This window comes from Paraburkholderia sp. GAS82 (assembly GCF_050436285.1).
GTDB classification, from domain to species: Bacteria; Pseudomonadota; Gammaproteobacteria; order Burkholderiales; family Burkholderiaceae; genus Paraburkholderia; species Paraburkholderia phenazinium_B.
The window spans coordinates 131,523-144,499 of the sequence record NZ_JBNDLX010000011.1; the positions used below are offsets into that span (position 1 = coordinate 131,523).

Sequence of the window (12,977 nt, forward strand, 5' to 3'; positions counted from 1 at the left end):
GAAAGGCGCGCGAAGAGACTCGTCGAAATCAATACACCTTGAAGCTTTCAGTGCGTGCCATCAATGCCAGTCCGATAACGGCAATGCCGGCGAAGAGCGCTGGCAGCAGGAAGACATTAGGAATACCCAGGAATGCCACTCCGAAACCGCCCGCGACGCCTCCTAACGCCGAGGCGAGAGCCGTCGAACTCATGAAGATTGCCGACGCCGTCGCTACCGCGCTGGGAAGCAGGCGTTGCGCGACGATGATGCCCAGAACCATAAATATGCCCCAGACACCGCCCATGAGGATCTGTCCGGCGAACATGCCCGCTGCAGACGGCCAGAGCGCAAAGCAAAAATTGGCAAGCACCGCCATGGCGGCCGCGATACACATCAGCCACACGTTGCCAAGCTTGCGGCCCAGGCCGATGCTGAAGGGCATGATCAGCAGTTCGATGAACGGCTGTATTCCGATGACCGCGCCCCGTACCGCCGGACTCAGCTTGAGGTGCTCTTCCATGTAAATCAGCAGGAATCCGTACTTCACTGGCTCCCCCGCGTAGACCAACACGAAGAGTCCTGTGAACGTCAGCAGTGGAAGCATGGCACGTAGGCTGGAGTGCCGCGCGGGCTCACTCGCCGGCTCCGGTTTGAGCTTGACGGGTGGATTCAGCGTTCCGAGAGGTACGATCTGTAACAGCGTACAGATGGCGGTCATCCAGAGCATGGGGCGCAGGCCGTAGGCAGCCGCCACCCACGATCCCAGGACAGGCCCGACGATCCATCCGCCGGTAAGCGCCATACGGACGACGGCAACGACACTCTCATTTTCGTCGCCGGGCTTATCAGTGAGTTCATCGTGAACGGCCGCAAAAATTTGCGAGGCGGTAGCACCGGAAACGGCCAGCAAAGCAATGGCGATGACGAAGGGCATCCAGACCGAAGTGGAGAGGGCTAACCCCGCCCAGCCCAGAAAGCCCGCCACAGCACACAGGCGAAAAAGACCGAGGCGATTCCCGGTTCGATCGGAATAACGGCCGACGAGATACCCCGTGACTGGCGCCGCAAGGCTGGTCATGTAATAAAGTCCCGCCAGCGGCAGCGAGGCGCCGAGTTCCTTCACCAGAAACAGAACGATCTGTGGTGCGGCCGCCGATGTGCCGAGCCCCGAGAGAAACATCGCAATCGTTGCGCCGAAGAGAAGCCTCGACACTGCAACTTGACGCAATGCAGATTGACTGCCGCTTTGGTCAGACATCGTGAGACGGCCGGGTTGCAGACGGTCCAAGGTGCTCCTGAATGATTTGCCACCCATCTCCGACACGTACGACGACCGTAGTGCCTCGGCCCGTTCCCGAGGCTGGCTGGCCCTCGATCAGTCCACTCCACTCGAAGCCATATGTGCAGGCAGCGCTGTCGTCGTGGACATAAGTCCAAACGAGATCCTTAATAACGTAGCGCTCGCCCTGTATGAGATCGAAGGTCGCTCTGATGGCACCTTCGATTTCCGCCTTTCCGAAGTAAGTCCCTTCACTGAAAATGAAACACGCGTCTTCGTGAATCAACGGTGCGACTGCCTCCCAGCGGTGAGTCGCTAACGCATCTTTGTATGCTGCGAGCAATGTCTTGTGGTCCATGTAATTTCTTTAGCGCCGGCACATCCATGCTCTCGACGATCCAGTTATCCGCGTGGGATCTCATCGACGACGTAGACGTTGCAATTCGGTTGGTAGAAAGCGGACCATCAAATGCAATGCCATCGGGACCAGCACACCGTCGTCCACAATCCCGACGAATGGAACAGCAAAATTGAAAGGATCGATCGCGTACAACGCCACAAGAGCGAATGCGGGCATCAGCCATACCGGACGGTCCGGGTGCCTCAGCGCATACCAGAGCACCCGAAGATCGTTCTTGACCACCTTCAACAGCAAAACGATTTTTTTCATCTCGACAGATCCTCCACCCGTTCCGTTCCTGCATCGGCTACGCCGCCTGCCGCTTCTGAATCTGCGAGCGCCGTATTTCGCAACTCGAATGCTACTCCAGGATCGGACGCGATAGCCTGCGCCTCCACTGTCTCCCAACCCCCGCACCAGGCAACACCTCAATTTTGTGCTGCGCATAACGCCTCAGCACTTCGACCGCGGCGCCCCCGCCCTCCACACACCAAACAAAAAACTGATCCATCCCCGTATTTTCTCTTTGACAGAGTATCTTTAGATATATATCTTAAGACACATCTTAAGACACACCCGGAGAACGCAGATGCGTCATTCACATCATTCCCGCCGTCATCACGACATCGACGGCATGTATTCCACCGACCGTTTCTCGCTGCATGCGCTGTGGCATGCCCTCAGCCGCGAGCAATACCGCGAGGGCGGCCGCGAACGCCACGAAGGCCGTGGCGAGCGCGAAGGCCGCGGCCACGCCCGCTCACCCCGTGGTTTCGAAGACTTCTTCGCCGCCCGCGGAGCCTTTCCCGAGCGCTTTGCGCTGCACGCCCTGTGGCACGCCATCGGCCGCCATCAGCACCATCGCGGCGAACGCGGCGGTGACCGTAGCGGCCGCTTTGGCGGTCCCGGCGGCCCTGGGGGTTTCGGCGGCGACGGAGACGGTTTCCCGCGCGGCCGCAAATTCAGCTCGGACGATCTGCAACTGTTGCTGCTGGCCCTGCTGGACGCCCAGCCGAGCCACGGCTACGAACTCATCAAGGCGCTCGAAACACGCTCGAACGGTTTCTATAGTCCGAGTCCCGGTATGGTCTACCCCGCGCTGACCTACCTCGAAGAAATCGGCTTCGTGACCGTCCAGCTCGAAGGCAACCGCAAGCGCTACGAACTGGCCGACGCCGGCCGCCAGCACCTCGCTGACAACCGCGAACGGGCAGAGATGATGCTCGCCAAGCTGAACCATATTGCCCGCAAGATGGATTCCGTGCGGCGCGCCTTCGCTGGCGAAGAGCCGCTGGATCCGAGCGAAGGCGGTTGGCTGCCCGAGCTGATCGAAGCCCGCCGTGCCCTCAAGCATGCGCTGTTCCGCCGCGACAACGTACCGGCCGACGAACAACGCCGCATCGCCGCGATCCTCGCGCGCGCCACGGCTGAAATCGAAGGCAAGCCGGACGCAGGCACGAACACCGGCACCGACGCCGGCGCGGGAGATATCTGAGCCCAGGTGGCCAGAATCCCGCGCGCTACCCGACATCACCGGAGAGAACATTTATGCTGACCAGGTCCGATCTCGCGGTTACCCGCGTACGTCATCCGCTGAAATTCCGTTTGCTGCAAGTCACGCGGGTTCATCCGCTGACGCCTCATCTGATTCGCGTCACCCTCGCCGGTGACGATCTGCACGACTTCGAATCGGCTTCGTTCGACGATCACATCAAGGTCTTCTTCCCGGCGCCGGGCGCCGACAAACCGGTGCTGCCAGAGGCAGGCCCGAACGGCCCGGTGTTCCCGGAAGATCAGCCGCGACCCGTGGCGCGCGATTTCACGCCACGCCGCTATGACCGCGCCGCGCGCGAGCTGGATATTGAATTCGCGATGCACGAAGCCGGGCCGGCCGCGAGCTGGGCAGCGCAGGCAAAGGTCGGGCAATATCTGGGCATCGGTGGTCCGCGCGGCTCACTGGTCATTCCCACCGCTTTCGACTGGCATCTGCTGATCGGCGACGAGACCGCCCTGCCGGCCATCGCCCGACGTCTGCAGGAGCTGCCTGCCGGCACCCGCGTGGCGGCGGTCCTCGAAGTCGCCGATCCGTCGGCGCGCATCGAATTCGATACGCAGGCCGAACTGCATGCGGTGTGGCGCTACCGCAGCGACTCACCGTATCGCGGCGACGCATTGCTGCAAGCGGTCCGTGAAACGTATCTGCCGGATGGCGAAGGCTATGTCTGGGCTGCCGGCGAATCCGCCACGATGCGCGCGGTGCGGTATCACCTGTGCACTGAGCGCGGCGTCGACAAATCGCGCATCCGTGCGGCGAGCTACTGGAAACAGGGCGCCGTGGCGGTGCACGAAAACCTCGACGACTGAGCCCGCGCAAACTCGCCAACATCATCGCCAGCCCCACGGCTGGCTTTACCCTTTTCAAGGATCTTGCCGATGTATTCCATCAGCACAAAGCACGAACGGCGTCTACTCTGGCTGCTCGCGCTGACGCAGTTCACTGTCATCATGGACTTCATGGTCATGATGCCGCTGGGTCCGCAGATCATGCATACCTTCGGCATTACACCAGCGGCCTTCGCGACGGCAGTGTCGGCTTACTCGTGGTGTTCGGGACTGTCGGGGCTGTTCGCCGCCACCTATATCGACCGCTTCGACCGGCGCAAGCTGCTGTTGACGGTGTACGCACTGTTCGCGGTGTCCAACCTGGGCTGTGCGCTCGCCAGCAGCTTTCCGTTGCTGCTCGCGGCGCGCGCATTTGCCGGTATTACGGGCGGTGTGCTGGGCTCGGTGGTCATGGCGATCGTCGGCGACGTGGTTCCGGTGCAGCGCCGTGGTGCGGCCACCGGCATCATCATGACCTCGCTCTCGCTGGCCGCGATTGCCGGCGTGCCGGCCGGCGTCATGCTCGGGGCGCACTTCAACTGGGCGGCACCGTTCCTGCTGCTGGTGGTGCTCTCCGTGGTGATCTGGTTTGCCGGCATGCAGATCGTGCCGTCGCTGGCGCAGCATCTGAGCCGCCGGCCACCGCCGTTGAACCAGGTCTTGCCCGACCTCGGACGCCTGCTCACCAATCCGCGGCATCTGAATGCGTTTGCGCTCACCTTCATGATCATGGTGTCGCATATGCTGGTGATTCCGTTTATCTCGCCGATGCTGGTGCTCAATCACGCCGTGGCGCCCGCAAATCTTTCGTGGATGTATATGGGCGGAGGTTTCGCGACGTTCTTTACGTCGCGTGCGATTGGGCGCCTTGCTGACCGCTACGGCAAGCATCGGGTGTTCCGCATTGCCGCTCTGGTGTCGTTGCTGCCGGTGCTGTTCGTGACCCACCTGCCCAATCTTCCGTTCGTGGCGATGGTGCTGTTTTTCCCGTTCTTTATGGTGTCGATGTCAGGACGGATGATCCCCATGCAGGCCCTGCTCACGACGGTTCCCGAGCCTACCCGCCGGGGTGCATTTCTCAGTGCGAACAGCGCGTTACAGGCGCTGGGGATGGGCTGCGGTGCGTGGCTCGGCGGCTTGATGCTGACCAATACCGCGAGCGGACAGATTGCCGGTTATGGCACGGTGGGCTGGGTAGCGGCGGGCATCACGATCGCGGCTGTGTTGTGGGTCAACCGGGTCAAGGCAGCGGCGGATAACGCACCGCCTGCCGCCGCTGAGTTCGTTGCGGAACCGTTGAGCGAGGTTTGACGCAACCTACGCTACATGCCATTGCGGCGGCCGCTTCTCGAGAAACGCGTTGACGCCTTCGCGTTGATCCGGCCCATCGAAGAGATCGACGAAGCGCTCGCGTTCAACCGCGAGCGCCGCCGAACGCGGCACGCCTTGACGGCCCTGATGGATCAGGGTCTTGCTGAAAGAGACCGCCTGCGGACTGAGCGTCGTCACACGTGCCGCCATTGCTAAAGCGGCTTCGCGTGCGGCGCCCTTCTCCACCACTTCTTCGACGAGGCCGATCCGCAATGCCGTCGCGGCATCGATGCGCTCGCCCGTCAAAATCATCCGCTTCGCCCAGCCTTCGCCCACCAGCCACGGCAGCGTCTGCGTGCCGCATCCGCAAGGCAGCAAGCCCACTGCCGTTTCCGGCAACGCGAGCTGCGCGTGCTGCTCGGCAATCCGGATATCGCAGGACAGCGCGCATTCGAGGCCGCCGCCCATCGCGTAGCCGTTGATCGCGGCAATCACCACGGCGCGTGCGTTTTGCAGCGTCTCGAAGGCGGCGCCGAAGCGCGCAGCGGCAGTACGTGCGACATCGCGATTGCCATCCGCGAAGGTGTTCAGATCGGCGCCCGCGCTGAAGAATTTCGGACCGTCACCGGTGATGACAATCGCGCGCACACGAGCCTCACCGTTCAGGCGTTCGACCGTATGTTGCAGTTGCAGGAGTCCGTCCGGGGTGAAGGCGTTCGCGGGCGGGCGTTTGAGCGTGAGCAGGGCGACGGCGCCGTCGTTTGCGTAGTCGAGTTCGATCATCATGCGTCTCCGGCTGGAAATGCTGTGCTATCGCCGCTGCGCGTAACCGGGCGGACGGTTCATAGCGTTTGAAAAAGAGGTAGACAGTGCAGCGCTGCGACGGCTTCGGTCTATTTACTATTCCCGCCCGACAGATCCGCGAAGTCCTCTTCCCAGTACTCCCCTGGCAGACGCGCGGGTTCGGCGGTCCGTTCCAGTTCGCGGCGCCGCAGTTCAACGCGGCGGATCTTGCCGGAGATGGTCTTGGGTAACTCGCTGAATTGCAGACGGCGAATCCGTTTGTACGGGGAGAGTTTTTCGCGCGAAAACTGGAACACGCTGCGCGCGAGTTCGGGGCCGGCTTCATAGCCATGACGAACCGTGACAAACGCTTTCGGCACGGACAGGCGCACGGGGTCGGCACTCGGCACCACGGCCGCTTCGGCAATCGCCTCGTGCTCGATCAGCACGCTCTCCAGTTCGAACGGACTTAGCCGATAGTCGGACGACTTGAACACGTCATCGGCGCGGCCCACGTACACGTAGTAGCCATCGTCGCGTCGCAGCGCCACGTCGGAGGTGTGGTAATAGCCGTTGCGCATCGCCTGGACGGTTGCATTCGCGCTGTTCGCGTAGCCCGTCATCAGGCCAAGCGGGCGCTGCGCGAGCGGCAAGGCAATTTCGCCTTCGCTGACGGGATGATCGTCGGCATCGACGAGTTCGATGCGGTAGCCCGGCAACGGCCGGCCCATCGAGCCCGGCACCACTGGCTGACCGGGCGAGTTGCCGATCTGGCAGGTCGTCTCGGTCTGGCCAAAGCCATCGCGGATCGTCACGTTCCATGCATGCCGCACACGCTCAATCACCTCCGGATTCAACGGCTCGCCCGCGCCGACGATCTCGCGCAGCCTGACCGGATAGTCGGCCAGCGGCTCCTGCACGAGCATGCGCCAGACGGTCGGCGGCGCGCACAGCGTCGTGACGTTGCAGCGCACCAGCACGTCGAGCGTTTCTTTCGGCACGAAGCGCGCGTAGTTGAAGACAAACACGCAGGCCTGCGCATTCCACGGTGCGTAGAAGCAGCTCCACGCATGCTTGGCCCAGCCGGGTGAACTGATGTTCCAGTGGATATCGCCCGGTTGCAGGCCGATCCAGTACATCGTCGACAGGTGACCGACCGGGTAGCTTTGATGCGTATGCTCCACGAGTTTGGGCTTCGACGCGGTGCCGGACGTGAAGTACAGCAGCAGCGGATCGGTGGCGCGCGTCGGACCATCGGGCGTGAACTGCGGGGTGGCATCGTAAGCGGCGGAAAGATCGATCCAGCCGTCACGCGGCGCGCCGACCGACAGACGCGTCAGCGGGATATCGAGGCCATCGAATTTCGCCAGTTCCGCGCTATCCACCACCACGAATTTCGCCTCGCCGATCTGGATGCGGTCGCGCACGTCGTCGGCGGAAAGCTGGGTGGTTGCGGGCAACACGATCGCGCCGAGCTTCATCGCCGCCAGCATCACGTCCCAGAGTTCGACGCGATTCGGCAGCATCAGCAGCAGGCGGTCGCCACGTCCTACGCCGATACCGCGCAGAAAATTCGCCATCCGCGCCGAGCGTTCGGACATCTGCGCATACGAGAACTTCGTGCCCGGGCCACTGGGAGCGTCGACGATCCACAAGGCCGGGTTGTGGTTGTCTTGCGCGATCACATCGAAATAGTCGAGCGCCCAGTTGAACTGATCGAGCACCGGCCAGGCAAACTCGCTATACGCGCGCTCGTAGTCCGTGCGATGGCGCAACAGGAGATCGCGCGCATCGAGGAAGGCCTTCGTCGAAATCGGAATGGTTCGCTCGGTCATCGTCGTCTCCTTTGTCGAAGGGGGTCAGCGCTTCAGGGCTAGCTCCCGTCTCGTGCAGATGCTGCCGTAGCGTCCGGCGCATGTGCGTTCTATTGGCGTTTCATTCTGCACTCAAACGTGTCGCGCGATCACCATTCTTTGTACTTCGCTCGTCCCTTCGTAGATCTGCGTGATGCGGGCGTCGCGATAGTGACGCTCCACCGCGTAGTCCTCCAGGTAGCCATAGCCGCCATGAATCTGGATCGCGTGCGAACAGACCTCCTCGGCCATCTCGGACGCATACAGCTTCGCCTGCGATGCCTCGGACAGGCACGGCTTGCCCGCGCTGCGCAGCCGCGCCGCGTGATGCACCAGCAGCCGGGCAGCGTTCAGGCGCGTGAGCATATCGGCCAGCATATTGGCAACGGACTGGTGTTCCGTCAGCGGCTTGCCGAACTGGATCCGCTCGCGAGCATAGAGACGCGCCGCATCGAAGGCTGCGCGGGCGATGCCCAGTGCCTGCGCCGCGATGCCGATGCGTCCGCCTTCGAGATTCGACAAGGCGATGCGCAGCCCTTCGCCGCGCTGGCCGAGCAGATTCGCCTCGGGGATGGCACAGTCCTCGAACGAGATCGGGCAGGTATCCGAGGCGCGGATGCCGAGCTTGTGCTCGGGGCGGCCCACGTTGAAACCGGGGGTGTCGGTGGGCACGATAAAAGCCGAGATGCCTCGCTTGCCCAGTTCGGGATCGGTCACGGCAAACACGATGGCGATGTTCGCCCGCGCGCCGTTGGTCACAAACTGCTTGCTGCCGTTGATTATCCATTTACCGTCGCGCAACTCGGCACGCGTGCGCAGGTTATGGGCTTCCGAACCGGCCTGCGGCTCGGTCAGGCAGAACGCGCCGATCCGGCGTCCGGTAGCGAGATCCTGGAGGTACTCATTTTTCTGCGCCTCGGTGCCGAAGTTGAGAATCGGGCCGCAGCCGACCGAGTTGTGCACGCTCATCAGCGTCGCGCATGAGGCGCAACCGGCGGCGATTTCTTCAAGCGCTAGTGCATAGGCGATGTAGTCGGTGTATGAGCCGCCCCATTCGGACGGCACGATCATGCCGAGAAAACCCAGCTCGCCCATCTGCGTGACGACCTGATCGGGCAGTTTTGCCTCGCGGTCCCATTGCGCCGCATGCGGCACGAGGCAATCGACCGCGAAGTCGCGAGCTGCGTCGCGGATCATCCGCTGTTCATCGGTGTAGAAATGGTCCATGGCTTACGCCTGTGTCTCCGTCCAGATTAAACAAGTGTAGCAAGCCGCTGGACAGCTTCGATGCTCTGCCCGATCATTCTGCGTGAGCGCATTTGCCATGCCCGCGTGATCCGGCAACGTTTCTGCACGTAAATTGACGGGGTCACTGTTCTCTGGCACGCGCAATCTTGAGCGCGTTTGCCAGCCTGGGCCGGTTGTGCCCCACCCTTGGCCGCCCACCGAGCTTGAGGCCCATGCCATGCAACCCATTCCGATTCAATGACGCCGAAAAACGATAAAGGGACGATTTCGCTGAGCCTCGTCGAAGAAACGCTGGCGCTCGCGCGGGCGCGCGGTCTCGATGTGAAGCCGCTCGTCGAAGCCGCCGGCATTGCGCCGCAGATGCTGGCCGCGCCGAAAAGCCGGGTTTCTTCAGCGCAATACGGCGCGCTGTGGGTCGCCATTGCGAACGCGCTCGACGACGAGTTTTTCGGCCAGGATCCGCATCCCATGCGTCGCGGCAGCTTTATCGCCATGACACAGGCAGCCTTGACGGCACGCACCGGCGGCCAGGCCCTGGCAAGGGCGCTCAGTTTCATGCGCCTGGTGCTCGACGATCTGAGCGCACAACTCAGCACAGACCCCGGCCGCGTGCGGATTGCGTTCAACCATCGGGACGGCACTCCGCAGCCGACCATGTTCGCCTACGCAACGTATTTCATCCTGGTCTACGGACTGGTGTGCTGGCTGGTCGGGCGGCGCATTCCACTGCTGGCGGCGCGCTTTCGCTGCGCCGAGCCGCCTGCCGCGCAGGAATACCGGCTGATGTTCTGCGAAGACATGCAGTTCGGCGAGGACGCGTCGTACGTCGACCTGGCGCCGGCGTTTCTCGAACTGCCCGTGGTTCAGACCGCGCAGTCACTCAAGCCGTTTCTGCGCGATGCGCCGGGCAACTTTGTCGTCAAGTATCGCAATCCAGGCTCGCTGGCGGCGCGGGTTCGCAAGGTGCTGCGTGCGCTGCCGGCGGCCGGCTGGCCACCGGCCGATCAGATGGCGCTCCGTCTGCATGTTGCGGAAGCAACCATGAGGCGGCATCTGAAGCAGGAGGGCTATACCTACCAGTCCATCAAGGACGACCTGCGGCGCGATATTGCCATCGCCGAACTGCAGGACACTCGGCGTAGCATCGCGCAAATCGCTACACGGGTGGGTTTCGCCGAGCCAAGCGCATTCCATCGCGCGTTTCGCAAATGGACCGGCATGCGGCCGACCGATTACCGGCTCGAGCGGGCCGATCTCACGCATCCCGCGGAATCGGACTAAGCTGTAAGCAGCAGGCCCTTTTTTCGGCCGGCGCCGCTCGATCACACTCGCCCTGTCTCATCTGGGACGGTCGGGTCCGATACGGCGCTCTGGCCGTCCGCGATGAGAACGTACCCGTTTCTCCCGTTCCGGCAATCCGGCCCGCACCACCGGCGTATCCCCGGTGGTCTGGCGGTCCGGTTTCTACGCGGCGTCGCCGCGCTAGGCCTCCTGCTGGCGTTCGCCAGCACCCTTCCCCTTGGCATAGAGGCTGCGCCGGCGCCCGGTGGCGTCATCGTGATCCCCGTCAGCGGCGCTATCGGACCCGCGAGCGCCGACTTTATCGTGAGCAGTCTGCAACGCGCGGCGCAGCAACAGGCGTCGCTCGCGGTGCTGCAGCTCGATACGCCCGGCGGCCTCGATACCTCGATGCGGCAGATCATCAAGGCCATTCTGGCTTCGCCTGTGCCGGTCGCCGCATTCGTGGCGCCGAGCGGTGCGAGGGCCGCGAGCGCGGGCACGTATATCGTCTACGCAAGCCATATCGCGGCAATGGCGCCCGGCACCAATCTCGGCGCGGCGACGCCGGTGCAGGTCGGTCTGGGCGGCGCAGAGCCAGCGGGACAAAGCGCACCCGGCTTGCCGGCGATGAACCCGGGCGGCCAGGGAAGCGCTGGTGCACCAACGGCCGTATCAGGAACATCCGGGGCATCAGGCGCCGCGGCAGCCTCAAGCGCTCCTGCCGCGCTGCCACTCGACTCGCAATCGACCGAAATGCGCAAGCAGGTCCACGATGCCGCCGCCTATATCCGGGGCCTCGCGCAACTGCGTGGCCGCAATGCCGATTGGGCCGAGCATGCCGTGCGCGAAGCCGTGAGCCTGTCAGCCAACGAAGCGCAGGCCCAGCACGTGATCGACCTCATCGCGCGCGACGTCCCCGATCTGCTGCGCAAACTCGACGGCCGCACGGTCAACACCGTTTCAGGCAACCAGCCGCTGCATACGGCCAACGCTCCAATCGTCACGCTGGAACCCGACTGGCGCAGCCATTTCCTCGCGGTTATCACAGACCCGAACGTGGCATTGATTCTGCTGATGATCGGCATGTACGGCCTCTTTTTCGAATTCGCCAATCCGGGCTTCGTGCTGCCCGGCGTGGTAGGCGCGATCAGCCTCTTGCTCGGCCTGTTCGCCATGCAGATGATGCCCGTCAATTACGTGGGACTGTGCCTGATCTTGCTGGGCCTCGCCTTCCTGGTCGCGGAAGCGTTTCTGCCGACCTTCGGCGCGCTGGGCTTTGGCGGCATTGTCGCGTTCGTGGTCGGCGCGCTGATGTTGATCGATACCGATGTGCCGGGCTACGGCATTCCGTTGCCGGTGATCGCGGCCGTCACCGCATTCAGTGCGCTGTTTGTATTCACGGTATCGAGCGTGGCGCTACGCGCGCGCCGGCGGCCGGTCGTGACCGGTTCGGAAGCGCTGATTGGCAGCCTCGGCGTGGTGCTCGAGGAAGGGCTTGTGCCGCACGGCAGCGGGAACGCAGGCGTGGGTTGGGCGCGCGTGCATGGCGAGCGCTGGCAGGTGTGTAGCGCGGCGCCGCTTGCGGCCGGCCATGCGGTGCGTGTAACGGCGCGGCGCGGCCTCACGCTGACCGTGGTGCCGGAAGGATCACAACATGGAGAAGGGGACCCCTCATGATTGGTTTCACATTCGGCTTCAGCAGCATTCTGATCGTGCTGGTGGCCGTGCTGATTGCCTCGTCGATACGCATTTTTCGCGAGTACGAACGCGGTGTGGTCTTCATGCTCGGCCGCTTCTGGAAAGTCAAGGGACCGGGGCTCGTGCTGATCATCCCGATCGTCCAGCAGGTGGTGCGCATGGATCTGCGCACCGTCGTGTTCGACGTGCCGCCACAGGACGTGATTACGCGCGACAACGTCTCGGTGAAGGTCAATGCGGTGGTGTATTTCCGCGTCGTCGATCCGGAACGCGCGGTGATTCAGGTGGCGAAATACTTCGAGGCGACCAGCCAGTTGTCGCAGACCACGTTGCGCGCAGTGCTCGGCAAGCACGAACTTGACGACCTGCTTGCCGATCGCGAGCAACTCAACGCGGATATCCAGAAGGTGCTCGACGCACAGACCGATGCCTGGGGCATCAAGGTGGCGATCGTCGAAATCAAGCATGTGGATATCAACGAAACGATGATCCGCGCGATCGCCCGCCAGGCCGAAGCCGAACGCGAGCGGCGCGCGAAGGTGATTCATGCTGAAGGCGAGTTGCAGGCCTCGCAGCATCTGCTGGAGGCGGCCCAGACGCTGGCGCAGCAGCCGCAGGCGATGCAACTGCGCTATCTGCAGACGCTCACGACGATCGCTGCGGACAAGAACTCGACCATCGTGTTTCCGCTGCCGATCGATTTGCTGAGTGCCGTGCTGGACAGGATGGGCAAGCCGTCGTCGGCAGCTTAAATGTCGAA

12 protein-coding genes are annotated in these 12,977 nt (G+C 63.1%); 6 read left to right on the forward strand and 6 right to left on the reverse strand.

From position 1 onward, the window contains the following. Positions 1 to 28: 28 nt before the first annotated feature. Genes P3T17_RS29940 through P3T17_RS29950 form a run of 3 tightly spaced genes read right to left on the reverse strand, consistent with a single transcriptional unit; the run spans position 29 to position 1,931 of the window. Positions 29 to 1,270, reverse strand: coding sequence for an MFS transporter (locus P3T17_RS29940; protein WP_217272846.1), 1,242 nt, complete (start codon positions 1,268 to 1,270; stop codon positions 29 to 31). Next, positions 1,233 to 1,619, reverse strand: coding sequence for a YybH family protein (locus tag P3T17_RS29945; protein WP_074268713.1), 387 nt, complete (start codon positions 1,617 to 1,619; stop codon positions 1,233 to 1,235). The genes P3T17_RS29940 and P3T17_RS29945 overlap by 38 nt, the downstream gene beginning before the upstream one ends. A gap of 60 nt (positions 1,620 to 1,679) precedes the next feature. Then, on the reverse strand, positions 1,680 to 1,931 hold the full coding sequence (locus tag P3T17_RS29950) for a YkvA family protein (protein WP_074268714.1): 252 nt from the start codon (positions 1,929 to 1,931) through the stop codon (positions 1,680 to 1,682). Between the two features lie 319 nt (positions 1,932 to 2,250). Between P3T17_RS29950 and P3T17_RS29955 the strand changes: the two genes are divergently transcribed. The 3 genes from P3T17_RS29955 to P3T17_RS29965 all read left to right on the forward strand — a co-directional run bounded on the left by P3T17_RS29955 (position 2,251) and on the right by P3T17_RS29965 (position 5,354). Further along, a complete protein-coding gene (locus P3T17_RS29955; RefSeq protein WP_074268715.1) occupies positions 2,251 to 3,156 on the forward strand; it encodes a PadR family transcriptional regulator in 906 nt (301 codons plus the stop codon). Between the two features lie 53 nt (positions 3,157 to 3,209). After that, the gene (locus P3T17_RS29960) at positions 3,210 to 4,025 is read left to right on the forward strand and encodes a siderophore-interacting protein (protein WP_074268716.1); all 816 of its coding nucleotides are present in this window, start codon (positions 3,210 to 3,212) and stop codon (positions 4,023 to 4,025) included. Between the two features lie 69 nt (positions 4,026 to 4,094). Further along, positions 4,095 to 5,354: an MFS transporter gene (locus P3T17_RS29965; protein WP_429410141.1), complete on the forward strand. Its 1,260-nt coding sequence runs from the start codon at positions 4,095 to 4,097 to the stop codon at positions 5,352 to 5,354. Positions 5,355 to 5,360: 6 nt separating this feature from the next. Here P3T17_RS29965 and P3T17_RS29970 read toward each other — a convergent pair whose 3' ends face one another. From P3T17_RS29970 to P3T17_RS29980, 3 genes are all read right to left on the reverse strand, one after another. Beyond that, a complete protein-coding gene (locus P3T17_RS29970) occupies positions 5,361 to 6,137 on the reverse strand; it encodes an enoyl-CoA hydratase (RefSeq protein ID WP_429410374.1) in 777 nt (258 codons plus the stop codon). Between the two features lie 110 nt (positions 6,138 to 6,247). Further along, the gene (locus P3T17_RS29975; RefSeq protein WP_429410143.1) at positions 6,248 to 7,972 is read right to left on the reverse strand and encodes an AMP-binding protein; all 1,725 of its coding nucleotides are present in this window, start codon (positions 7,970 to 7,972) and stop codon (positions 6,248 to 6,250) included. Positions 7,973 to 8,083: 111 nt separating this feature from the next. Further along, complete coding sequence (locus P3T17_RS29980) at positions 8,084 to 9,217, reverse strand: acyl-CoA dehydrogenase (protein ID WP_074268720.1); 1,134 nt, start codon at positions 9,215 to 9,217, stop codon at positions 8,084 to 8,086. 258 nt (positions 9,218 to 9,475) lie between these two features. Between P3T17_RS29980 and P3T17_RS29985 the strand changes: the two genes are divergently transcribed. From P3T17_RS29985 to P3T17_RS29995, 3 genes are all read left to right on the forward strand, one after another. Next, a complete protein-coding gene (locus P3T17_RS29985) occupies positions 9,476 to 10,519 on the forward strand; it encodes an AraC family transcriptional regulator (protein WP_429410145.1) in 1,044 nt (347 codons plus the stop codon). Positions 10,520 to 10,621: 102 nt separating this feature from the next. Then, positions 10,622 to 12,196 carry an NfeD family protein gene (locus P3T17_RS29990; RefSeq protein WP_429410147.1) on the forward strand — a complete coding sequence of 525 codons (1,575 nt, stop codon included), beginning with the start codon at positions 10,622 to 10,624 and terminating at the stop codon, positions 12,194 to 12,196. Further along, a complete protein-coding gene (locus P3T17_RS29995) occupies positions 12,193 to 12,969 on the forward strand; it encodes a slipin family protein (RefSeq protein ID WP_074268723.1) in 777 nt (258 codons plus the stop codon). The genes P3T17_RS29990 and P3T17_RS29995 overlap by 4 nt, the downstream gene beginning before the upstream one ends. Positions 12,970 to 12,977 lie beyond the last annotated feature (8 nt).